The following is a 24964-nucleotide window of genomic DNA, read 5'->3' as shown; positions in this document are numbered from 1 at the left end:
TCAGGCCTCTAGCCACACATACTCTGCGAATTGATAACCCATAAGACCGCCCACGGGGATCGAATCGAAACCTTGGAGCTTTTTCGAGACTCCATCCAACGTGCTAACGAACATTGGTAAGCCGATACCGCTATGCTGATGGATCAGAGTCTGCATGTCGGCATACATTTGCTTGCGTTTGATGTCGTCGGTTTCCGCGCGTGCGAGCACTAGCAACTGATCGAATTGCTCGTTTTTCCAACCTGATTCATTCCAGGCTGCATCTGATTTGAAAAACTGTGTCAGCTGGATATTTGCAGTTGGGCGTGAATTGATGGCCCCGAAGCCAAAGGGGTCCTTCATCCAGTGCGCATCCCAATATCCATCTGCGGAAACACGGTTGACCGTAATATTGAGTCCGGCTAGTTTCGCTGACTGTTGTAGTACCACGGCCATTTCATTAGCGCCTTCTGGTGCGGCGGATGTCACCAGAGGCAAGCGCGCACCACTTAGCCCCGCCTTGGCAAGCAGGAACTTGGCTTTTTCCGGATCGTATGGGCGTTGCGGCAGATCGGCGAAATGATAGGGAGTGCCAGGCATTATCGGCTGGTCATTACCTATCACACCGTAGCCTAGGAAGACCGCTTTTTTGATCTGCTCACGGTCAAGAAGGAGCTTGATCGCCTCAACGACATTGGGGTCGTTGAAGGGCGGCTGCGGTAAGCGCATGACTAGATCAGTATAAGTACCTGTGTTGGTTGTCTTTATCACCGCATTAGCACTTTGCTGCACACGGCTGGCTGAGCGGGGGTTGACTGACGCGATCAGGTGCACGTCGCCGGCCAGTAATGCATTGACTCGCGATGGCTCATCGGTAATGCCAATCAGTTCGATTTCGTCGAGGTAGGGCTTGCCGGGTTTCCAATAGTTCTCATTGCGCACCGCCTGCGTGCGCACGCCAGGCAGAAATTGCGCACACTTGAAGGGTCCTGTGCCGTTGGCGGTCGTGAAAGCGGTGGTGCCGTCGGCGATGATCAGAAAATGCGATACTGCCAGGACTGCCGGTAACTCCGTGTTTGGATAGGTGAGGGTGATCTGGACTTCGTTATCGCTGATCGCTTTAACATCGGCAAATTGTTCTGCCAACGATTTGACTTTAGATCCTGTCAGCGGCTCCTTGTGACGCATCAACGAATAAACTACGTCGGCCGCAGAGAAGCTCTTGCCGTTGTGAAAGGTCACTCCTTTGCGCAGCTTGATCGTCCAGGTCTTCGCATCGTTAGTTTCAAATGTTTCGGCCAGCCCCATTTGCGGGGTAAGCTTGCTATCGAAGAATGTCAGGCCGTTGTAGAAAAGATTATGTCGGGTGTAGTCCGAAGAGAACGCGCCACGGGCCGGGTCAAGAGTATCGGCCGCAGATGAGGCCGAGGCAGCGACGCGAATTTTGCCTCCTCGCTTGGGAGTAGCATGTTTGCCCGTCGGGGCATCGGCGGCCCATATGGAACCACTGGTGCCGAGCAAGGCCCCAACACCGGTGGCCATCAGACCAGCGCCACCAAGCAGACGCAGCGAGTCTCGCCGTGACATACCTCGATTCAAGGCTTCGAACACCGTCGTGCTTTGTTGAGCACTGATCAGTGGGCTGCCTAGTTCTTTATCACTCATGCCAACGTCCTCTTATTATATGGAACTACTATGGATGCGCTTTGGATGTGCGTGCGGGTGTTTGGGCTTGTCTCAGTATCCGTGTGGGCGGGCGATTCACGCCCATCTGTCCTGGAGTTTGTAATACGCTCCCACCAACGGTAGGAACCAGGGTTTGCCGAAGTGGCCCGGAATGGCTGGCCAGTCCAACGCACGCCATGGGTTGCTTTCGACCTTGCCCTCTAGCACATCGGCCATGATCTGCCCCATGTGTACGGACATTTGCACGCCATGCCCGCTATACCCCATGGCATAGAACAAGCCGTCATGCTCACCGGCTCGCGGCAGCCGGTCAGCCGTCATGTCAACGATACCGCCCCAGCAGTAGTCGATACCGACTGTATTAAGGGCGGGGAACATCCCCGCCAATGCCGATTCGAGGATCTTGCCGCTCTTGATATCGGAGCGAGGATTCGACATCGCGAAGCGCGCCCTACCACCGAACACAAGACGGTTGTCAACCGTAGTACGAAAGTAATTGCCGACGATGCGACTGGTTACATAAGTTCGGCGTTTAGGCAGTAATTGGTCGAGCAACTCATCGGGTAACGGCTTGGTGGCAATGACAAAGCTGCCCACAGGTGCAATACGTCGACGAAACCACTGAAAAGGACCTTTCATCGAGCCCCCGGTGGCTACCAGCACTTGGCGTGCCTCTATTACCCCTCGCGTGCTAGTTAGGAGGTGATTACCGTTAGGTAGGCGCTCAATTCCGGTGACCGCGGCCTGCTCGAATACTCGGGCTCCGTTACGCACGGCGGCTTCGCCGAGGCCAACGCCGAATTTGCCCATGTGCATCTGCGCGCCGTTGGCCTGTAGCATGCCACCAAAAAAACCGTCGGCATCCACTTCGTCACGGATCTTGTGAGCAGATATCATGCACACGTCGGGATCCACATCACGCTGAATCAGTTCACAGGAGCGCGCGATTGCATCGTAGTGTTTGGGTTTTGCCGCGAGCTTGAGCTTGCCTGTAATGCGCAACTCACAGTCGATGCCTTCACGCTCGATGAGCGTACGCACGGTTTTCACCGCGTCCGCGTAGGCTTGATAGAACCCCTTGGCAACTTCCCTGCCGCGTTGCTGAACCAGGCCGGCGTAGTCTTGAGACACCCCGGTGTTGCAATGCCCACCGTTGCGTCCGGACGCTTCCCCAACAATCCGGCCAGCCTCCAGCACCACGACGCTGGCGTCACGTTTTGCCAGGGCAAGGGCAGCGGACAGCCCAGTGAAGCCGGCGCCTACCACTACCACATCCACAATCCCTTCCACTGGGCCTTGGGCTGCGCCTATAAAAGGGGGCGCGGTGTCGAGCCAGAATGATTCAGAGGCCATGCCATGTTCCTCGTTAAGCAGCGCTGTTAGAGACCGACGATGGCAGCGAGTCCGCCAATGTCTTTGATTTCAATGTTTTTATAAAAGGGCGCGCTTGGCTCATGGCCGCGGTTGACAAACACCTTATTGGTAATGTTCATGAAGTCGGCCGGCATCAAGTCGTATCGGAAACTTGAAGAAACATGCAGGATGTCTTCAGGCCCGCAACCAAGGTTATCCAGCATGTACTCGAACGCAGCCAGACGAGGTTTATAGGCTTGACCTTGTTGTGCAGTGAAAACACGGTGGAAAGGAACGCCCAGCTTGTCTACGTTCGACATGATTTGCTCATCACTGGCATTTGAATAGATCACCAATGGAATTTCGTTGGCAATCTTTGCCAGCCCGGCTGTCACGTCGGCGTGTGGACCCCAGGTCGGAACCGCGTCATAGCACTGCTGACCTTCCTCGTCCTTGTAAGCAATGCCCCAGCGTTTGCATGTGCGTTCCAGAGCAGCTTTGAGAACCTGATCGAACGGTTGCCATGGTCCCAACACTTCGTCGAAGCGAAACCCGGCGAAGTCCTTGACGAATCTGTCCATCTGTTCGGCGGGGATACGGTTAGCGAACATTTGGCGGGCGAGGGGCCCCATCTGAAAGTCGGTGAGCGTGCCATAGCAGTCAAATGTAATGTATTTAGGGCGAACGACGGGCATAGCGTTTTTCCTTCATCGGGTTGTTGTCTTGAAAGAGAAAGCGGCGTGGCGCTTGGGTACATGACGATTACACCATTGCTAACAAGGCAGATGCCGTTTAAAGAGGCTTTAACAAAACATAAAGCACCGTTTTTACGGTGCTGCCCGGCATACTTTGCTGATTGCTTAAATAGGGTGCCAAAAACGCCTTTCGCGGTTTGATTGCAAGTTTTAGAGCCGGTTGTACCGGCCAATATCTGTACGCATAAAAAAACCCGAGACCTCGCGGGCTCGGGCTTGAGGGTGCGTTTGTAGCATGCGCTTCAGGCGTTGAGTGCTATTGTCGCGGCGATTTCTGGAAACGCAGCACATTGTGTGTCAAACAGGGTTTTGATCAATTCTCTTCCTGTAGTATCCGCCGGATGTTCGGTCAAATGCGCGTCCAAAGCATCGAATAGCCGATGTTTCAGGAAGTAGCGCCAGTTGACCGGCACACTGGAGAGACATTGAGTCAATGCGCTGTACCGTTCACGGGTCCATTTTTGCTCGAACGCCGTGCGGAACGGGCCGAAGTTGAAATGCCCCTCCATGACAGGACGGGCAGGTTGTCTCAACGCAGCAGTAGCCTCTGCATCGACGACACCATCGACAATCACGACCCCATACTCTTCGCGGGCTTGCTTCAGGGAAACGTATCCGCACTGTACGTCTTTCAGAACGCGTGCGATAGGTCGCTCGAAAGGATCGCCATAGCCGCCTGCGCCGGCACCCACCAGGCGAATGACATCGCCAGGTGCGCAATGCACCAAATCGCTGTTACCCAGTACTTCTTCTTGTGCAGTGCCTGGATTGCGAGTGAACACCGAGTTGCCTCCGGCAGTGCCACCCAGCACGCCCCAGGAGGCGAAGCGGCTGCGGTCGCGGTTACGCGCAGTGACCAGAGATCCTGGAGAAAAGACCTGGAACTCCATGACTAGTCCCAGTCCTCCTCGGTATTTGCCAGCGCCTCCAGAGCCAGGAGCCAGACAATACTTGCGAATCAGGATTGGCACTTCTGCTTCGTTGATTTCCACCGGTGTATTTCGCAAGAATGCGTTGTTGGCACCCGAGGCATCCGGGCCATCACCGTGCGGCATGCCGCCTGCGCCGCCCCCTACAGGGCCGATTGAGGCCATCACCTGGCGACCATCGCGACCCAGCGTCTTGACGTTCATGATAGCCAGTCCGCCAGCGGAACACGCAGGCAGACGGTCAGGAAGCGCCTGGGAAAATGCTCCAAAAGTGAGCATGTGGGTCAGCTTGCAAGTCAAGCTGCGCATGCCTACCGCGGCCGGTGCGGTGGCATTGACCACCGTGCCCTCAGGCAAGATGCAGCGCACCATGCGATACACGCCAGAGTTGAGAAGGATGTCCGGCGACAATGTGTAGAGTACGTAATTGAGGCCCACCAGCATGAGCGCATGCCGCTCATGGCCACCAGTAGGAATGTTGAGTGAGGAGGCGAGTTGCGGATCGCTACCGCTGTAGTCCATCGTCATCGAGTCGCCGTGAATCCCCAGCGTTAACGCTACGCGCAGAGGCTTGCCATTGACGCTGTCCTCGTCTGCGTACTCGGCGAAGAAGTATTCTCCATCAGGCATTGCCCGAACCAATGTGCGGGCTTGCTGCTCGGCATAGTCTAGCAGCGCGTACATTCCGGATTCGTAAGTTTCGATTCCAAAATGCTCGATCATTTCAAGCACCCGACGCTCACCGGTCATAAGCATGCCGATCTGGGCCTTGAGGTCGCCGTGGTTCTGTTCCGGCGCACGTACGTTAATCGCCATAAGACGCAATAGACTTTCATCCAGCACGCCTTCGCGTACCAGCTTGCAGGGTGGGAAGCGGATGCCCTCCTGATGGATCTCGGTCAGGCTACGCGACAGCGATGCCGGCACCGCGCCGCCCATATCAGTGTTATGAATATGTCCGCCGACAAAGCAGATCAGGCGTTCTTTATAGAACACCGGCTTCCACATGACGATGTCCGGCGAGTGGGTGGCAACATAACCACTGTAGGGATCGTTGGTGATACAGATATCGCCGGGACGATAGTCGTCAATCAGATCCAGTACACCCTTGTAGTCCAGGCCGGTGTACCAAGTGGCACCAAGTGTTTTGGGCGAAGCGAAGGTCTGGCCGTCCGGTGTAATCATCGAACAGGAAAAGTCTTCTGTTTCCTTGACGAAAGTCGAATGCGCCGTGCGAACCAAGGTGTACGCCATGCTTTCGGCTGCGGCGCTGCAGTAATTGGCGAAAATCTGCAGGGTAGTGTTATCGATTGCCATTGGCTCAGTCCCCGACGTGCGCGTTGGTAAGAATAAGGGTGCCGTATACGTCCACTCGGCCGGTGAAGCCGGGCAGTACGCAGGTCGTCGTGTCGTCTTGGGCGATTACAGCAGGCCCTTCGAAGGTATGGCCAGCCAGCAGGTCATGACGCAGGTATAGCGGCGCTTGATGGTATGCCCCGTCGAGCCAGACCTTGATGTGTCGGGTTATGGTCGGTTCACCTTGGCCTTCAGCTATGAGTTGCAGTCGCGGCTTGGGTGTGTCAGCGCTGATCACCAATCGCAATGACACAACCTGCACTGCAGCGTCGACGTCACAGTGGCCATATACACGAGTATGCTCATTGTGGAACGCTGCATTGAACCCGGCGACATCACCGCGTTGCAGTGCTTCAATGTTTACAGGAGTATCGAGTTCAAAGGACTGGCCCTTGTAGCGCATATCGGCCGAGACCTGAACCTTGGAGTTCTCGGCGCTGCCGGTCTCATTGATAATCCACTCTCGAGCCTGAACTTGCAGAGCTTCGAGATCATCGGCGAGGCGCTTGATGTTACTAGCCGAGACGTCGTAATAGGTGGTTTTGACGAAATCGTTGCGAGTGTCTGCAATCAAGCCGCCCAAAGCGCTTAGTACCCCAGGAGTCGTTGGAACTACGACTTCACGCATGTTGAGCGCACGGGCAAGATGGCACGCGAGCATCGGTCCGGCGCCGCCGAAAGGCAACAGGGCGAAGGTCCGCGGGTCGATACCAAAGCGCGAGACAATGCGACTGACACCGCTATACATACCTGACACTGACACGTTGATGATCGCTTCGGCAGTGCTCAATACATCGCCACCCAGCGCTTTTGCAAGGGGAGCGATCGCCGCGCTGGCGGCTGCCACGTCGACGGTAACGGCGTTGTAACCCAACTCAGCCTGGCCCAACACCCCGAGTACGGCGAAAGCATCTGTAATGGTCGGTTGGGTACCGCCACGCCCATAGCACACAGGCCCAGGGGTAGAGCCGGCGCTCATGGGGCCCACTTTGAGTACACCAAAATCATCTACCCAGGCGATTGAGCCACCGCCGTCGCCGATCGACGAAACCGATACCGAAGGAATGTGAATTTGGTAGTCGCCGATGTACTCACCGGTTGCGTATTGTGGCTGACCGTCTACGATCAGGGCTACGTCAGCGGTGGTACCACCGATGTCCAGGCTCATGCAGTTCTTTAGGGAACAGAGTTGTGCGATATAGGCAGCGCCAATGACCCCCGATGCAGTACCGGACAGGATCATTTGCACGCATTCAGACTTTCCGCTTTCGGCGCTCATAATGCCGCCGTTGGATTTGGTAACTTTCAATTCAGCCGGTATGCCGGCCTCGCGCAGGGCTTCTTGAAGGGAGCCGAGATAGTGGGCTACCTTGGGTTGTACATACCCACCGATAACCGCAGTCAGTGTCCGCTCGTATTCTCGGATAATGGGCCAGACGTCGGCAGAGCAAGACACGAAGAAGCCCGGCATTTGCTCTTCAATGACGGCTTTAACCTGTTGCTCATGCGCGGGGTTTCGATAGCTGTGCAATAGTGAAATCACCACCCCTTCGCAGCCCGTGGCGCGCAAGCCTGCAACAGCTTCCAGTACGCTGTTTCGATCAATGGCGAGCTGTTCCTGGCCTTGCGCGTCAAGCCGACCGTCTATGCCGAACACTCGATCACGAGGTACCAGCGACGGCGCGCGCGTAGACATCAAGTGGTACATGTCGGGCATCTTCAAGCGCGCGATGTCCAATACATCCTCGAAGTGTCGAGTTGTAATCAGACCCAGTTTAACGCCTTTTCTCATGACCACTGCGTTGACGCCTACAGTCGTGCCATGAGTGAAATGCACTACGTCGCGAGGGTCTATATCGTAGCGTTCGGCCAGCCCTTTCATCCCCTGCAGCACCTCACTGCCAGGACTATCAGGACGAGAAAAAACCTTCAACGTGCGCAAGGTTCCTTGCACATCATTTAGGACGGCGAAATCAGTGAACGAGCCGCCTATGTCCACACCAATGCGTAGCCCCATCGTAATGCCCTCTATCGCTGCGGTGGTGATCAGTCAGGCGCGGGCAGCATAGCCGCGCCGAGATGTGATTAGATCATCGCCCCAACGGCACATGCGCTGTGTTAAGGGCGGTTGTAAGCGATAAGTTGCTGTATTGAGCAAGCCTCTCAGCAGTGCCTGCTGGAGGGCGAAGTTTCAAGACTGACCGATGTCGATCAGTACACTTTTGAAGCGCAGATTGGCCTCATAGGCGGCGCGTCCCAGATCCTTACCGATGCCTGAGCGCTTGTAGCCTCCGGTGGGAATGATCCAGTCTGCGCTGCGTCCATAGCGATTGATCCACACAGTGCCAACTTCCAGTTTTCGTACAGCACGCAAGGCTCTACCAAGATCCGCGGTATGAACGCCTGCGGCGAGGCCGTAGGTAGGATGGTCGGCAAGCGCCATGCCTTCCTCTTCATCGTCGAATACCTGGACGGTGAGTACGGGACCGAAGATTTCTTCCATGACGGCGGGATTGCCAGCGGTCGCTCCAGTCAACAGGGTAGGAAGGTAGAAGCTACCGCCCAGCCCGGTGTCGGCTAATCTGCCGCCAATCAATGCTTGCGCTCCCCCGTCTAGCGCTCGATCGACGATGCCGGCAATACGATTAGCCTGACCTGCTGAGATAATTGGGGCAAGGGTCGTATGCTCATCCCAGGTTCGTCCAGGTTTGAGTGCCTGGAAAACGCGGACGATTTCCTCAACCAGCGGCTGGTAAGCGGCACGCTGAACGATCAATCGAGAGCCGGAAACGCATACCTGTCCCGCATTGCCAGTAATACCCTTGGCGATGCTGCGAGCAGTGCGCGCCAGATCCGGGGCATCAGCGAAAACCAGCTGCGGACTCTTGCCGCCAAGTTCCAGTGTGACTGGTTTTGGTCCGGTCTCGGCGCAAGCCTTCATAATCGAAATGCCAGTGGCGGTCGAGCCGGTAAAGGTAACTTTGCTGATTCTGTGATGGCGGCAAAGTGAGGTGCCGGTGGTGCGGCCGTCGCCCTGGACGATGTTGAAAATGCCAGGTGGCATGCCCGCTTCAATAGCAAGCTCAGCCATGCGCAAGCACGAGAAGGGCGTCATTTCCGAAGGTTTGAGAACCACCGCATTACCCGCGGCCAGCGCGGGCGCGATTTTCCAGCAGGCCATAGTCAACGGAAAATTCCACGGTGCGATAGCGGCTATCACGCCATAGGGCTCGCTGATCTGCATACCCAGATGATCAGTGGCCGTGCAAGCGACCTCGCCGCCTACCTTGTCCGCAAACTCGGCAAAAAAACGCAGACCTTCTGCGGCGAACGGTAAGTCAAAGGCTACAACTTCGGAATAGGGACGTGTCGATCCGACCGCTTCGAGAGGGGCGAGGGTGGCTATGTCGGCATCGATCAGGTCAGCCCAGCGGCGCATCACGCGAGCCCGTTCACGTGGTGGGCGTGAAGCCCAGTCTGAGGTCTTGAAGGCATGCCAGCTGTTCTCGACGACCTCGTCTACCATAGTCGTGTTTGCGATGGGGAGATCGGCATAGTGCTCACCGTCCGACGGCCGGATAACCTCCAGTTGAGCCTGATCCTGGCGGTAAACACCACCAATAAAATGCGCACAGCGGCTTTCTACACGTTTTGGGTCAAAGGAAGACATGCTGCGCTCCAGAAAGAAAAAACCAGAGCCCATCCTAGGAATAATCCGTCCGCACGTGCTGCTGAGTCGATGCTAACGGGTAGCAGTAAAGTTCATTTTTCGCGCTGATCCGGTGCTTTGTGCTGAAATCCAGATTCAGCCATTTATAGGCGCAATGCGTTCTGGTGGGCCAATACGAGATCGGCCATGCTGGCAAATTCACAATGCTGGGATTTGGTGCATGGATTTGTATCGTTCCAAGGGTGACGCGTGTCGCGCCGTAGAGTGCACACAGGTTGATCAATCAAGTCGCGCCAAGGGTCATCCTCTTCTTCGCTGCGGACAGGTAGCAGTTCATAGCGGTCTAAGTTTGCCGCGAGCAGGGCGTCCAGTAGTGCCTGGTGTCCGGTCTCGGGCTGATGAACAATCTGAATATCAGTTGTCAGGAGCAAGCGTTCGCTAAGCGCATCGCTGATACTCGGGTCGGTGGGGATCACGACGACCAATCTATAAAACTTGCTCAGGTACTGCAGAGCACCGCGTACATCTTCATAAAGCGGCCATTGGTCCACGCGTTTGGCGAAGGTCATGGCCTGCTCCCAATCAACGGTTTCATCCACCGCAATGCCCAAAGATCGGGCGATTGCGTCATGCACAAGGCATTGCAGTTTGAGTTGGCCAATGGTCGGCGATGCGCGACGCTCCTCCGTAATCAACGCATGATAGAGTTGTAACAACGCGTCGGGTTGTACGTTCTGTGCTGTTCGCTCCAGCAGAGGTCGTAAAGCGTGGAGTACGCCACGATTGCGATCTACCAAAGTGCCATAGTAGGAAAATCCAAGTGCTTTATATTGAGTAATCTTCATCGGCTGACTCATAAGGTGCTGGATGATGGGCTGGGCAGGAACGGTGGCCCGTCTCGCCCAGCCTGCAACCGGCGCAGGAATATGGAAAAGTCTCAGGCGCCTGCGTCGGCGAGTGCTCGATCAAGCATTTTCAGGGCTTCAGTCAGCTGATCTGGAGTGGTTACCAGCGGCGCCAAAAAGCGAATCACGTTTCGATGTACGCCACATTTGATCACTAGCAGTCCATGCTCTCGGGCTCGATCGATGATCGTTTGGGTTAGGTCTGAGTTGGCGCTCAACGCGGTATCAGCATGGGTTATTTCGATCGCTTGCATGAAGCCGAGGCCACGTACCTGAGCGATGCTCGTGTAGCGCTTCTGTAGCTCGAGCAGCCCGTCACGCAGTTGTGCCGCCAGTTTTTCGCCCTGAGCGAGCAGATCTTCTTCTACGAACAGATCCATCACCGCCAATGCAGCGGCGCAGGCAACGGGGTTGCCACCGTATGTCCCACCCAGACCGCCAGGAGCTGGCGCGTCCATGATATGCGCACGTCCGGTTACTGCTGACAGAGGCATACCGCCGGCGAGACTTTTAGCGGTGGTCACCAAATCTGGCTGAATATCAGCATGCTGGAATCCGAACATCTTTCCGGTGCGACCGAAGCCGGTTTGAATCTCATCGACGATCAATATGATGCCATGGTGGGTGCATAACTTGCGCAGCGACTGCATGAACTCAACAGGAGCAGGGAGGAAGCCGCCATCGCCCTGGACCGGCTCCAAGATAATCGCTGCCACACGCTCGGGTGCGATGTCGGTAGCAAAAACTTCCTCCAGCGCAGCCAGCGCCACGTCGCTAGTGATGCCGCGTAGCGCGTTAGGATAGGGCGTGTGAAACACATCCGACGGGAATGGTCCGAAGTTTTGTTTGTACGGTTGGCTCATGCCCGTGAGGGTAACGCCTAACAACGTGCGCCCGTGAAACCCTCCGCGAAAGGAGATCACGCCGGGACGATTAGTGTGGCTGCGCGCTATTTTTATGGCATTTTCTACCGCCTCAGCACCTGAGGTGAAAAGTACGCTTTTGAAATGTTCCTCGCCACCGATCAGATGGTTCAGGCGTGCAACCACTTCAAGATATGGCTCGTAAGCGGCGACCTGAAAGCTGGCGTGGGAAATTTCCCCTACCTGTCGGCGTACCGCTTCGACCAGGCGAGGATGGCAATGACCAGTATTGAGAACGCCAATGCCCCCTACGAAATCTAGAAAGCGTTTACCGTCCACATCCCATAACTGCGCGCCTTCGCCGCGTGCGGCTACCACCGGATGCGCAGTGATTATGCCCCGAGGGACGTGCTGATCACGCAGGGCCAGCAAGCGTTTGGTGTTGTGGGTGGCGATGTTCATATGAAACTCCAGAGCAGGGTCAAAGGCAGCCGGCAGGACACGAGCGCTGCGTCTTGCAAGTGGGCTTGGGTGCGTCTCCCAAGAGGGAGACGGTGTGACCAATATCTGAACATAGTAGAGTTTGTTGATCGTGCTGTTTTGCCGCGCTTTGAAGGTATATGTGCTTTTTTAAGCGGCCTTTACAACGGGATCGCCTGTGGGCGTCTGATCTCGTCAGATACGACACCCACCGTTCGGAATCGTCTGGTGTGGGTTTTAGTTCCTGCGTAATGGCATCACAAGATGCTGCCAGAAGCGGGGATAAAAACAGCATGTTGTGCGCCAGAGTTCCTTCAATCAGCACTAAACGTGGCGCTAGCGTGTAGATAATGGTGGGCACTCATTCGGATCTTTCCCTCGATTGGCCATAGGCCTAAGGTTGACCATGTCCTCTATGTTGCATTACCGCAGTCCAGCAAGTGCTCGTCAGCTACCTGTCGTGGAATTGGCTTTGGTAGGTGATCCATTTGCCGCAAATCGCGCGGTCAATTTTTGCGAAGCCGACCATCGTTATATCGTCGGCACTGTTCGTGCAGATGCAGAAAATTTGCACATTGAACATTTTCCTTGGGTTGAGCTGACGTTGATAGAGACAGGCCAGGTATGGGTCGAAGGTAACGGTTTCAATATTTTGGCTAAAGCCGGTGATGTGCTCCTCATTCCGCGCGGTCTGGCGTTGCGCTGGCATCATGATAGTGAGCTGCAACGCATGTACATGGCCTTTCCGGGAAAGGCGAGCGAGGGTGACATGCCTGCGGCACCGATCAAGTTTGATCTGACAGTAAAGCTTGAATCTGATGACCCGCCTGCAGCCAACGTCCTGATGACCGAGGCGCCGGTTACAGCTGGATTAACCCTTTTCAGTAGTGGCAATGGCGCGCTTCGAATCGGGATATGGGAGAGCACACCTTATACCCGCTCCACTATTGATCCTGGCTATTGCGAGTTGATGCACGTACTGGCTGGAAAAATCATTTTGCAGCCAGTGGCAGGTGAAGTGTGTGAAGTCGTGCCGGGCGAAACCATTGTGGTTCCAGCCAGAGTCCGCAATGCCTGGACCAATGAGGTGCCAGTGCGCAAACTATGGTGCAAGCTAACTTGATCCGGCACGCATTGCTGGCGGTGATTTCGGTCGTGACGGTGGTTCAAATGGCCTTGAGCAGGATGCGGAGTGGCACAGCATTCTTAACCACCGGCGACTTGATGACAATGTAGCTAAAGTACTTCTCGATACCGATATTTCGATCCAGAATCGACTCCATCAACTCTTGGTAATGCTGAATGCTGCCTGTCATGAACCGCAACAAATAATCATAGCCGCCACTGATCAAGTGGCACTCCAAAACCTCGTCTATTCCACGTATGTAGGACTCGAACTTCACAAAGTCTGCCCGCTTGTGGTCAGACAGTGTTACCTCCGTAAACACAGTCACCGAGTCGGCGAATTTGGTCATGTCCACGCGGGCCTCGTAGCCGCTGATATAACCCGCTGACTCCAAGCGTTTGACCCTCTGTAGACAAGGGCTGGGAGACAGCCCGACGGCCTCGGCAAGACTGACGTTTGTCATGCGTCCGTCCTTTTGCAATTGCACCAGAATATTGATGTCGAGCCGATCGAGTCTGGTCGCCGCGTCCATTGAATAGCACCCCCGTGATAGAAATGATTTGAAAGCTTCTGATGATTTTGCAATTACCGCGCCATCATTGGCATGTGGTAGTTGAACTGCCTTCTGGCCCCGGGTTTGCTCCAGGGGCCAGGCTTCTGGAAGTTGCGTTAATGTTGGCTATCGTTCATGTGCGGCAGTGGGCCAAAAATAGTCGTCGCATGCTGACAGTGGACAACCACAGGCGAGAGGTGAGGATTCAACCTAGCCCTCCGATATGCCAAGCTTTAATTTCAAGGAACTCCTCAATACCGTATTTGGACCCCTCACGTCCCAGTCCTGATTGCTTGACCCCGCCAAAAGGGGCAACCTCCATTGATATGCTGCCGGTATTGAGGCCGACCATTCCGAATTCCAGACGCTCGCCGACCCGCCAGGCGCGTCGCATATCTTGCGTAAAGTAATATGCACCCAGGCCGAATGGCGTTGAGTTGGCAAGATTCAGTGCCTCGTCTTCATCGTTGAAACGAAACAAAGGTGCTACTGGCCCGAACGTTTCTTCGCTGGCGATCAGCATTTGTGCCGTAGCGTTCAGCAATATGGCAGGCTGGACGAACAAATCTTCGGCGTCCGCGATGTTACCCATCAGTAGGGTCGCGCCTTTATCCAAGGCATCACTGATGTGCCGGTTGACCTTCTCGACAGCTGCACGGTTGATGAGCGGCCCTATAGTCACATCATCCTCGGTGCCGTTGCCGACTTTGAGTTGTCCTACTGCTTCGCTCAGGCGTGCCGCAAACGTGTCGAAAATGCCGTCCTGTACAAGAATACGATTCGCGCATACGCAGGTTTGACCAGCGTTGCGAAACTTGCTCTGCATGATTCCGGCGATAGCGAGATCCAGATCAGCATCGTCAAAGATAATGAAGGGCGCATTGCCACCCAGCTCCAAGGCCACTCGTTTGATCGTCGCGGCGCATTGGCTCATTAACAACTGGCCGACACGAGTGGAACCCGTGAAAGAGAGTTTTCGCACGTCCGGGTTTGAGGTCATTTCGCCACCGATCCCTGCGGGTAATCCTGTAAGCACGTTAAAGACGCCGGCCGGAATACCTGCTCGTTCGGCCAATACCGCCAAGGCCAGTGCTGATAACGGGGTCATTTCTGAAGGTTTGACCAGTACCGTACAACCTGCCGCCAGTGCCGGTGCGCACTTGCGAGTGATCATTGCATTAGGAAAGTTCCATGGAGTAATAGCTGCGACCACGCCAATTGGTTGCTTTAGCACCAGGATACGTCGATCGTTGGTAGGGGCCGGGATGGTGTCACCGTAAATTCGTCTTGCTTCTTCAGCGAACCATTTAACAAAGCTTGCACCGTACAGGATCTCCCCTCTGGATTCCGCCAAGGGTTTACCCTGCTCGGCAGTCATGATCTGCGCCAGGTCTTCCTGGTTTTCGAGAATCAGACGGTGCCAGACTTCCAATAGCCGAGCGCGCTCGGCGGCCGGTACTTCTCGCCAGTTTATCCAACTGCTCTGTGCATCGACTATTGCTCGGCGTGTTTCTTCAGCTCCAAGCGCTGGCACCTGAGCGATTTCACTGCCATCGGCGGGGTTAATTACGGGCAATGTCCGGCCGTCGTCGGCATCAATCCAGATTCCGTTGACATAAGCTTTATGAACAAGAAGGGAGGGATCACGCAAACGGGTATTCAACATGGTTCAAGCCTTTAAGCAAATGGTTGACCTCATTTTAGGAACCTTGATACATAGAGGTATGCCGAGATGCGGGCTTGTGGGCGCGGAAGATGCTGAAGATCGAGGCTTTACGGCACGCTGTGTTGTAATGATTGAGACTATTGCTCGTACACTGCATTCTAAACAGTCAGGCATACGCCCCTCGCCTCAGGAGCGCATCCAGGGAGCTAATGGAAACTATCTCAGGACCTTGGCCAGAAATTCCGCTAGATGCAGGGGCTCATGTCCACTAACGGTTCTGATTTGCCCACGGCAGCTGAATCCGTCAGCAACCACCTGCGTCCCAAGCGGAAGGGTGTCCAAATGTGGTTTGAACTCCTGAAGTCCTATCGTCCTGGCCACAGATGCACTTTTACTATGGTAGCCGTACGCCCCGGCAACTCCGCAACAGCCTGCAGGGATCACCTTTCCGGAGCCACCCAGTTGTTTCAATAGTTCTTGCTCTGCGTCCATCCCGCCGCACGACTTTTGATGGCAATGGCCGTGAATTCGAACATCTTGAGACAGGGCCGGTAGCGTAAGACCCTGGTGGTGAATGAACTCGCTGAGGGTCTCAATAGACGCCGTGAGCTTCGCTGCACGAGGATCATCTGGGAACAATCCGGGCATTTCATCTCGAAAAACCGAGAGGCAACTGGGTTCCAGCACTACAATCGGCGTATCGTCTGCCAGGATGGGTTCGAGTTGGTTTAGAATTGCGGACAGATTAGTTTTGGCCTGATCCAATAATCCGACATCATAATAGGGACGCCCGCAGCAGATATGGCGCTCCATTAATTTGACAGTAAAACCAAGTTTTTCCAGAACTTCTACGCCGGCCTCCAGCACGTTGGGCGTGAAACCGTTGTTGAACGTGTCCACCCAAAGAAGTACGTTGCGCGCGGCCGACTTATCATTACTGCCTAGTAACCTACGGGCCGTTACATCGGTTCGGAAGCTGCGCGCGGCAATGGTCGGGAATCGCACATCCGAAGCAAGACCCAAGAGGCTGGCCAGCGCCCTTATGGGACGAGCCCTCATGGCGAGGTTTATCAATGAAGATACCGGCGCTGCCAATGGCAGCCACTCACCGATGCGACCAATCATGGCATCCATAAACGATCGTCTGCGGTTGGCATAATACCGGTACAAGAACTCGGCTTTGTACCTGGCGATATCAACATTGGTAGGACAATCTGTCTTGCAGCCCTTGCAGCCTAAGCAGAGGTCAAGGGAGTCCTTTATGTCAGTATTGTTCCAGTCGTTTTGAATCACGTCCCCCTTCAATAATTCGAAGAATAAACGTGCTCGTCCACGGGTGGAATAACGTTCATCACGGGTCGCTCGAAAGCTCGGGCACATTGTGCCCCCTTCAAGAGAACGGCATTTGCCCATTCCGATGCAACGTTCTGTTTCCCTGGCAAATCCTTGATCACCCAGATCCTTGTGATAGCTGAATAGGCTTTTAACGTTGCGTCGGACATAGTCGGGTCCCAGGCGCAAGTTGGCATCCACCGGCATTGCATCAATTAATTTGCCGGGGTTCATCTTATTACGCGGATCCCAGATGCGCTTGAATGTGCCAAACGCTTCCATCATTTGCGCTGAATACATGATGTGCAGGTATTCGCCCTTGGCTTGGCCATCGCCATGTTCACCCGACAGCGATCCACCATATTTGACTACCAGGCGCGCTGCTTCATCCAAAAAGGCGCGCCATTGATCAATGCCTCGTTGAGATTTGAGGTTGAATGTAATTCTCGAATGTATGCATCCGTCGCCAAAGTGGCCATAGAGATTGGTTTTGTAGCCATAGCGTTCAACCAGTGCGATGAAATCGCGCAAGTAGGCGCCCAATTGCTCAGGTTCGACAGCTGCGTCCTCCCAGCCCACAATTGGATCGGGCTCGTGCGGATCTAGTCCGAGCGAGGTCGCCGATGCACCGGTTTCACGAATGGTCCAAATACGGTTCATCAGGACTTTATCGCCGATCAATCTAACGCTTGGCGCCCCGGGCAGACTCATACTAATATCCACGGCGTTTTGCGCCGCCTGCATTGCGCCTTCCATCGAGTCTGATCCAAACTCAACCATCAGCCAAGCATTACCCTCCGGCAGTTCGGCGATGTCCTCCAGTTTCATGCCTCGCACACGCAGTCCGCCGATAATTCCCTCGTCCAGCCCTTCCATCGCAATAGGATTCAGGGGTAACAACTGGGGCACCGAGTCAGCGGCTAAAACAATGTCAGCGAAGCCAAACACCACCAATACCCGATGGCCAGGATTCTTAACCAGCGTCGTTTCTGCCTGTAGTACCGTGATGCAGGTACCCTCAACTCCAACTAAGGCACGCGCAATATTAAAAGCGTTTTCAGGCAGCAGTTGATCCAGGTTATAGCCTGATACCCGACGCTTCAATTTTGGAAAACCAGTGCGAATAGCTTCAAGGTTTTCATCCACCAACGTCTTAAGCGCTTGGACGATTTCTGCCCGTCGCCCACCGGCGTCCAGATGCGCTTGATAGGTTGCTTCGTCGGTCGGCCCTACCCAAAACCTTTCACCATCGTAAGTCAGTATTTCCAACCGCTCGATGTTCTCTACAGTCTTGCCAGCCATGACCGAATGGGCGCCGCAGGAATTGTTACCGATCATTCCGCCCAGCGTACATCGACTGTGAGTCGCCGGATCGGGTCCGAAGGTCAAGCCATATCCTGCTGCCGCAGACTTCAATTGATCGCAAATGACTCCCGGTTCGACACGAGCGAGCTTACCCAGCGGATCAATGTCATGAATGCGTGTGAGGTGCTTGGATGTGTCAATAATGACTGCGGCATTGACCGATTGTCCGCACATGGACGTACCTGCGCCTCGGGGCAAAATCGGCAAATCCGCAGCGGCGCAGAGGGCTACCGTTTTGATCAGATCGTCGATGGTTCGAGGGATCACTACGCCGATGGGCAATTGACGATAGTTTGATGCTTCGGAGGCATAAACCGCCCGTGTGGCCGCGTCAAACCGAATCTCGGCAGTGGTGTTGGTCCCCAACTGTTCGCGAAATGCCAACAGCTTATTGAGTTCAATGCTCGGTCCACCCTGTTGTTCGGTTTGCGCGTCTTTACTCTGGGCCTGATGTTCAGCATTGTGGCGGATCGTTGGGTTCATGGGGCACCTGATGATTGCTCTTCTGACGCCTCAGTCTATTGAATTGCCGCGACCTGGTAATTGGTCTGGAAAGAAAGCCAATATTGAATTTAAGTTAATAATGATTGCAGGTGCGTTTGAGCGCCCTGGATACAGGTTCATTGGGCATCAAACGCTATGAAGCGATATCAACGGAGGCGCTCTGTGAGTTTTTGTGCAAGGAAGCGGGTAAATTCGCGAATACGTTGAGGTACATGACGCCGTTGTTGGTAAACGGCGAAGATGTCGGCTTGCGGAGCTTCGTAGGCAGACAACAATGCCACCAAGTTGCCCGAAGCCAAGTGTTCTTGGACATCCCAGTGCGAACGAAGGATCAACCCATGACCATCCAACGCGAGTCGCATCGCCACTTCACCGTCATTGCTGGAAAGGGTGCCATGCACTTTTTGACTATAGTCATTTCCGGCGCGTGAAAATCTCCAGATGGCATAATCGCTCTCATATTGCCTGAGCACAATGCAGTTGTGCTGTGCGAGATCCGACACTGCACGGGGAGCTCCGAAGCGCTTCAAGTAAGCGGGTGATGCGCAAAGTATGCGCGGGTTGGCCACAAGATGATGTGCGATCAGGCGTGAGTCAGGGGGGGCGCCGATTCGAATATCGATGTCGATAGTTTCATCCAGCGAATTGAGAGGCTGACTGGATAGCTGCAATGATAATTCCAGATCCGGATGTTCTGCGGCGAATGCGGACAATAAGGGGGCTACGTGGCGCCGACCAAAACCAAAGGAAGCGTTGATTTTCAGCTTTCCCCTTAGCAGGGGTTGGCGATTTCCCAACGCACTCTCGAGTTCTTCCAATTGGCGCAGGATCGGTCTAGCTCCTTCCAGATAAAGCAATCCCTCAGGTGTGAGATCCAGCCTTCGCGTGGTCCGTCTGATCAACTGCACGCCCAAGCGCTGCTCAAGCAGCGTAAGGCGCTTGCTCACAGCCGGTAGCGACAGGCCCAGTTCTCGAGCGACGGCGGTCAAGGTGCCGTGATTGGCAACACGATTAAAAAAACTCAGATCGTCCGTGCTAGAGATCGATTCTTTACTAATTTTCAAGTTTGGGCGCCCCGATTGAGTCGAATCGTTGGATTCTGTTAGTTAATACCTGAACAGCCCTGTCTGACAACCTCTGTAAGGCCAGCCCTGCGTGATATCGTTTGCCCTAGACCAGAGTAGCTTCTGAAGTACAAGGAGGCGGTTCAGATGTTATAGCGATTTACTCGAAAAGTGACGGAATTACGTCTGCGCGTTGACGACTGCGAAGGGCCGTTCAATGGAATTTTCCCTTAGATGTGCAATACACCGGCCCAGTATAACTTTTCGCCCACATTCATGGGCGATTCGGCTTTCATTGATATCGCGACGCCCGTGTCCAATTGTCGCGTAGTGATGCTGGGTAGGGCGATGAGTTAGCGCTTTTCCAGCCCCGGCAGCATCTGACATACATGACCGAGAGAGCTTGAGTATTGCGTGGTACACGGCGCCTAGCCAAACTTATAACAATTTTTCCCCGCAGATTTAGCAGCATACATTGCGAAATCTGCTCTGGATATTAACTGATCCAAACTTTCCGTTGTCAAGGAGGTGTTTGTGGCAATACCAATACTTACGCCTAGGCCTGCATAGGCCTTATTTTGGGCTGTGTAAACCCGGAGTTTCTCTATAATGCGCTCGGCAATGAGCGATGCTGATGCTTCATTGGTGTCTGGCATAAACACAATGAATTCATCCCCGCCCATGCGGGCTACGGCATCACTCTTGCGCAGCATACCCGTAATCATATTAGAAAAAGAAACGAGCACCCGGTCGCCGGTGGCATGTCCGTTCTCATCATTGATTTTTTTAAATCCATCTAAATCTAAGTAAAGTATGGAGGTTTCAACGCTTTGTGCTTCTGTCGAATCCAGTGTTGCTGCGACAATATTAACAATGCCTAAACGGTTTAACGCGCCTGTCAGTTTGTCGTGGGTCGCTGAATGAATACTCTCAAACTCTGCAATGTAAGCTTTTATTAGGTTGGTGTTGAGCTGGTTCAGCAATACCCACAATCCGGTAAGGTACATAGGGGCTTGGAGAATCAGTATCCGCAGTAAAGGGGCTGGCTGAAATAAAGTGGCTAATTTCATAGGGATATCGGTGAGTAAAATTTGAGTAAACGCGTAGCGAGGTATCCCTTGATTTCTCATTGCAATCGCCCCATTCATGCTGACCGCCGATGTACAAGCCAGGACTTGAAGTACAGGATCTACGCTAATAATGCAGCCTGCAGTGCCAATTCCTATTTCGACAGCCCAAATCAGACCAAAAAGAAGCGCAAGATCTGTCGCATAGTGAGATCGCGATTCGCCGCTCACTATGAATTTCTGCAGCAAAAACCAACGGATTATCCAAATTACAAGATCAGCAACTAACCAGCTAATGAAAAAGATCGTGGGATGAAGCATGACTGCGACGCAATATCGGCAAATTGACGGGGCAAGATGTTCCTCAGCTTTATCTGACAGGCATGCCAGGTCGAGCTCAGCAACGGTTGTTGGGCTGGAACAAGATTGAGCTCCGTGCCGGGGAATCCCGATCCGTAACCGTGCAAGTGGATTCACGCCTGCTGGCCGATTTTGACGTCAAGGCGCAGCGATGGTCTATAGCGCCAGGAGCGTATGCATTGGGTCTAGGCCATAGCGCTACAGAGTTCGTTGCCCAGCGACATGTAGATTTACCCAAGCAGGATTTCGCAGATCCAGTCGTGAGCCGCTAAGCCATTTTTCTTCATGCCTGGGTGCTCTACACCCCTGGCATGGGGAAGCTCAAGCAAACCTGACAAGACTTTCAGCACATCCCTATTCGGCATTTTCATCAAAGATGGAGGCAACGGCTGCGTGCCATCTTTTTTTGAGGTTTTTATGTCTTCTTCAACTTCGTATCGAGTCGCAGTGGTGCAGGCAGCACCCGTCTTCATGGATCGCAGCGCGACAGTTGATAAATGCATTCATTTGATTGGCGAGGCCGCTGCCAAAGGTGCTCGGTTGATCGTGTTTCCAGAAAACTTCGTTCCTGGTTACCCATGGTTTTTTTGGTTGGGATCACCAGCTTGGGCAATGCAGTACATGCTGCAATATCACGAACAGGCCTTGGTGATTGATAGCCCTGACTATCGTCGGTTGGAGCAAGCGGCAGCCGATCATGAAATATTCGTCTGCCTCGGCTTTACCGAACGATCTAATGGCAGCTTGTACATGGGGCAGGCTTTCATTGATGACCAAGGACGGACGCTTTCTACTCGTCGCAAGCTCAAACCAACAGTGGCGGAGCGCATGGTATTTGGCGAGGGCGATGGCAGCGATATTCAAGTCCACGAAACCAGCCTTGGTCGGCTAGGGGGGCTGTGCTGCTGGGAGCACATTCAGCCACTGACCAAATTTGCGATGTACAGCAAACACGAGCAAGTGCACGTAGCTGCGTGGCCTGGCTTTTCTCTTTACACAGACGTAACCCCAGCCATCGGAGGCGAGGTCAACAACGCGGTCAGCCGAACTTACGCCGTCGAAGGCCAGTGCTTCGTTCTGGCCCCTTGCGGAATGGTATCCGAGGACGTTGTCGAGCTGCTCTGCAAGACAGATGAGGCACGTGATTTGCTCAAGGTCGGCGGAGGCTTTGCACGAATCTATGGCCCAGATGGTGCGAATTTGGCAAACCCTTTGCCACCAGAGCAGGAAGGGATTCTGTACGCAGATATCAATCTTGACGCAGTCACCATGGCCAAGGTTGCGGCGGATCCGGTGGGCCATTACTCCCGCAGTGATGTGACACGACTCTTGTTCAACAGTGAGTCACGCCGGCCCGTCAGTGCCGATGCCATTGTTGGCTCCGAAGACTCTCCCGTTCTAATTGAAAACCCCGAACCCAATTAATCGATATCCCTATTCCATGGGTGCATAACATGCAGCATAAATCGCTTGGTGATTCAGCTTACGAGTGGAAAATGGTGTGGCTGCTTGCGGTGCTTTTTGGCATCGTAGGTCTGGATCGTCTGGTTATTGTTTACCTGTTCCCGATCCTGATACCAGAGTTAGGTTTGAGCAACACCCAAGCCGGTGCTATTGCTTCGATACTGGCGCTGACTTGGGCACTCTCCACCTATTTCCTCGGCGGCGTAAGTGATCGCCACGGACGCAAGAAGGTACTTATCTATTCGGGTATTTTCTTTTCGCTCATGACATGGATGACAGGGGCAGTCAAAAGCTTTACGGGCATGATGGTGGTTCGTGGCCTGCTCGGTGTAGGTGAGGGTGGAGTATTCAGTGCCAGTGTTTCAACGCTTGCTGAAATATCTACTCCCAAGCGTCGCGGGCTCAACATGGGCATTCATCAGGCGCTGTTTCCTCTTTTAGGTATTGGCCTGGGCCCGATCATCGCAACTCAGTTGAGCGTGTATTTGCCCTGGCAGTGGGTGTTCTTCCTGCTTGGGATTCCAGGACTGATCTTGACAGTCATGCTTGCGAAACTCATGCGTGAACCGAAAAGGACACCTGTCGAGCGCGCTGCAACCGAGAGTATTTCCATCGGCAGTGTCCTCAAGTTTCGCAACATCTGGGTGACCTCTGTCATCGGCTCACTTTTCCAGACCGGCTTGTTTGTGTTCTCGACTTTCGTCGCGCTATACCTCACTCAAGTGGTGGGGCTATCGCTGAGCACAACTGGTCTGATCGTATCTGGCTGGGGGTTTGGTGGTTTCATAGGGATGATCGCAATTCCTGCACTATCTGATCGCTGGGGGCGTAAGCCTGTACTGGTAACCTGCGCCACGATTTACGGTGTTCTGATGCTGGCATTCGCCATGAACAATGCCGGCCCATTGGTCATGTTCTCCATCCTGTTCATCGCCGGTATCTTTGGCTTTGGTATTGCACCGCTGTTCTTGGCCGTGATTCCCAGTGAGTCCGTGCCAGCAAATATGACGGGTGCAGCGGTTGGCGTACCAACAGGGGTGAGCGAGCTAATCGGCGGCGTGTTGATGCCGGTTGTCGCGGGTGGATTGGCCGACCTTTATGGCCTGGCTGTACCGATGATGGTAGTCGGCGCTGTTTCTATCGCAGCAGCTATTACCGCTTTATTCCTCACCGAAACCGCCCCAGGGATTGCTGGTAATCAAGCTAGTTCGATCCCACTCCCAATCATTGCAGAATAAATATGATCTATTTTGAATGCCTATGGTATCGATTTGATCAATCAAACCCTGCTCAATAGAGTAGGGTTTTTATTTTGTACTCCGGTACTGCCTTGAGGGTCTCATGAGCTCAGCTTTCAGCGTTGACGGTTTTCGTTTACTGGCACAGCGACGTCTTCCCAAAATGGTTTTCGACTATCTTGAAGGCGGAGCTGATGATGAGAAATGCCTGCAGCGTAATCGGGACGTATTTGACCATTGGGAGTTTTGCCCCAGGCGTCTTGTAGATGTCTCGCAACGCAATCTGAGTGTGAAAGTCTTCGATGCTTTGCAACCATTGCCGCTCATGGTCGCTCCTATGGGTCTAAATGGAGCCTTTTGGCCTAAGGGGGATCTCGCCTTGGCCCAGGCAGCTAAAAAAGCTGGCATCCCCTTTATATTGTCTACGGCGGCCAATGCCTCCATCGAGGAAGTCGCGGATAAAGCTGGAGGAGATCTATGGTTCCAGCTCTATGTTGTACACCCGTCGCTTGCTGATCAACTGGTAGCCCGAGCACTGGCAGCAGGGTATAGAACACTGGTGCTCACAACAGATGTAGCTGTAAACGGCAAACGTGAGCGCGATCTGCGCAGCGGATTTGGCTTGCCTTTCAAATACACACCCAAGGTGATGCTTGATGGCATGCTCCACCCAAGATGGTCAATGAGGTTGCTTGCAGGTGGGATGCCGCAGATGGCAAATTTTGCCAACCAGGACGCCAGCAACGTTGAGCTTCAAGCGGCGCTGCTTTCGAGGAAAATGGATGCCAGTTTCGACTGGGATTCTTTGAAGCGATTGCGAGAGCTCTGGCCACACCGGCTATTAGTCAAAGGGATCCTCCATCCAGACGACGCGACGCGTTGCATGGAGCTCGGAGCTGACGGTGTAATTCTGTCAAATCATGGTGGACGCCAACTTGATTCGAGCTGTTCGCCAATGTCCGTTCTTCAAAATATTGCCAGTGCTCATCCGGGCCAGGTATTTGTTGATAGCGGTTTCAGACGCGGTTCTGACATTGTAAAGGCCATGGCGCTTGGTGCTGGTGGTGTCCTGATAGGCCGACCACTGCTTTACGGCCTGGCTGCTGCCGGAGAGGAGGGGGTTAGTCAGGTGCTGAGCATTCTTAAGGATGAAATGGATCGCACGCTTGCGAACATGGGATGTGCCTCCATGGCGACTTTGACCCCCGACCATGTCACCTCAATCAGGGGGTGATGCCAATAATTATAT

General features: G+C 54.0%; 18 protein-coding genes. 5 read left to right on the top strand and 13 right to left on the bottom strand.

Annotated features, from left to right (window positions below; all coding sequences use genetic code 11):
* From LOY70_RS19280 to gabT, 8 genes are all read right to left on the bottom strand, one after another.
* The gene (locus tag LOY70_RS19280; protein WP_265028931.1) at positions 1-1644 is read right to left on the bottom strand and encodes an ABC transporter substrate-binding protein; all 1644 of its coding nucleotides are present in this window, start codon (positions 1642-1644) and stop codon (positions 1-3) included.
* 96 nt (positions 1645-1740) lie between these two features.
* Positions 1741-3018, bottom strand: a complete 1278-nt coding sequence (locus LOY70_RS19275; RefSeq protein ID WP_265028930.1) for an NAD(P)/FAD-dependent oxidoreductase — start codon at positions 3016-3018, stop codon at positions 1741-1743.
* A gap of 26 nt (positions 3019-3044) precedes the next feature.
* Complete coding sequence (locus LOY70_RS19270; RefSeq protein ID WP_265028929.1) at positions 3045-3713, bottom strand: haloacid dehalogenase type II; 669 nt, start codon at positions 3711-3713, stop codon at positions 3045-3047.
* A gap of 302 nt (positions 3714-4015) precedes the next feature.
* Positions 4016-6019 carry a hydantoinase B/oxoprolinase family protein gene (locus tag LOY70_RS19265; protein ID WP_265028928.1) on the bottom strand — a complete coding sequence of 668 codons (2004 nt, stop codon included), beginning with the start codon at positions 6017-6019 and terminating at the stop codon, positions 4016-4018.
* 4 nt (positions 6020-6023) lie between these two features.
* Complete coding sequence (locus LOY70_RS19260; protein WP_265028927.1) at positions 6024-8075, bottom strand: hydantoinase/oxoprolinase family protein; 2052 nt, start codon at positions 8073-8075, stop codon at positions 6024-6026.
* A gap of 174 nt (positions 8076-8249) precedes the next feature.
* Complete coding sequence (locus LOY70_RS19255; RefSeq protein ID WP_265028926.1) at positions 8250-9728, bottom strand: aldehyde dehydrogenase family protein; 1479 nt, start codon at positions 9726-9728, stop codon at positions 8250-8252.
* A 143-nt stretch (positions 9729-9871) separates the two neighbouring features.
* Complete coding sequence (locus LOY70_RS19250) at positions 9872-10573, bottom strand: hypothetical protein (protein WP_068934466.1); 702 nt, start codon at positions 10571-10573, stop codon at positions 9872-9874.
* A 92-nt stretch (positions 10574-10665) separates the two neighbouring features.
* Positions 10666-11958, bottom strand: a complete 1293-nt coding sequence (gene gabT, locus LOY70_RS19245) for a 4-aminobutyrate--2-oxoglutarate transaminase (protein WP_265028925.1) — start codon at positions 11956-11958, stop codon at positions 10666-10668.
* A gap of 424 nt (positions 11959-12382) precedes the next feature.
* On the opposite strand from gabT, the gene LOY70_RS19240 reads away from it, so the two are divergent.
* Entirely contained in the window at positions 12383-13099 is a 717-nt protein-coding gene (locus LOY70_RS19240; RefSeq protein ID WP_265028924.1) for a cupin domain-containing protein, read from the top strand.
* Positions 13100-13142: 43 nt separating this feature from the next.
* Here the strand turns inward: LOY70_RS19240 and LOY70_RS19235 are convergent, their stop codons facing one another.
* From LOY70_RS19235 to LOY70_RS19215, 5 genes are all read right to left on the bottom strand, one after another.
* Complete coding sequence (locus LOY70_RS19235; RefSeq protein ID WP_265028923.1) at positions 13143-13634, bottom strand: Lrp/AsnC family transcriptional regulator; 492 nt, start codon at positions 13632-13634, stop codon at positions 13143-13145.
* 226 nt (positions 13635-13860) lie between these two features.
* Positions 13861-15321, bottom strand: coding sequence for an NAD-dependent succinate-semialdehyde dehydrogenase (locus tag LOY70_RS19230; protein WP_265028922.1), 1461 nt, complete (start codon positions 15319-15321; stop codon positions 13861-13863).
* 216 nt (positions 15322-15537) lie between these two features.
* Entirely contained in the window at positions 15538-18501 is a 2964-nt protein-coding gene (locus LOY70_RS19225) for an FAD-binding and (Fe-S)-binding domain-containing protein (protein ID WP_265028921.1), read from the bottom strand.
* A 167-nt stretch (positions 18502-18668) separates the two neighbouring features.
* Positions 18669-19565, bottom strand: a complete 897-nt coding sequence (locus tag LOY70_RS19220) for a LysR substrate-binding domain-containing protein (RefSeq protein ID WP_413776656.1) — start codon at positions 19563-19565, stop codon at positions 18669-18671.
* A gap of 449 nt (positions 19566-20014) precedes the next feature.
* The gene (locus tag LOY70_RS19215) at positions 20015-20974 is read right to left on the bottom strand and encodes a GGDEF domain-containing protein (RefSeq protein ID WP_265028919.1); all 960 of its coding nucleotides are present in this window, start codon (positions 20972-20974) and stop codon (positions 20015-20017) included.
* Positions 20975-20997: 23 nt separating this feature from the next.
* Between LOY70_RS19215 and LOY70_RS19210 the strand changes: the two genes are divergently transcribed.
* From LOY70_RS19210 to LOY70_RS19195, 4 genes are all read left to right on the top strand, one after another.
* A complete protein-coding gene (locus LOY70_RS19210; protein ID WP_265028918.1) occupies positions 20998-21285 on the top strand; it encodes a fibronectin type III-like domain-contianing protein in 288 nt (95 codons plus the stop codon).
* Between the two features lie 145 nt (positions 21286-21430).
* Positions 21431-22438 (top strand): carbon-nitrogen hydrolase family protein, encoded by a 1008-nt coding sequence (locus LOY70_RS19205; RefSeq protein ID WP_265028917.1) that lies wholly within the window; start codon positions 21431-21433, stop codon positions 22436-22438.
* Between the two features lie 29 nt (positions 22439-22467).
* On the top strand, positions 22468-23715 hold the full coding sequence (locus LOY70_RS19200) for an MFS transporter (protein WP_265028916.1): 1248 nt from the start codon (positions 22468-22470) through the stop codon (positions 23713-23715).
* A 103-nt stretch (positions 23716-23818) separates the two neighbouring features.
* Positions 23819-24949, top strand: coding sequence for an alpha-hydroxy-acid oxidizing protein (locus tag LOY70_RS19195; RefSeq protein ID WP_265028915.1), 1131 nt, complete (start codon positions 23819-23821; stop codon positions 24947-24949).
* Positions 24950-24964 lie beyond the last annotated feature (15 nt).

Origin of the sequence: Pseudomonas sp. B21-054 (assembly GCF_026016345.1) — a bacterium.
In the GTDB taxonomy this organism is placed as follows: Bacteria; Pseudomonadota; Gammaproteobacteria; order Pseudomonadales; family Pseudomonadaceae; genus Aquipseudomonas.
The sequence above is the reverse complement of the archived record's forward strand: the minus strand, read 5'-3'. Positions and strand labels throughout refer to the sequence as shown.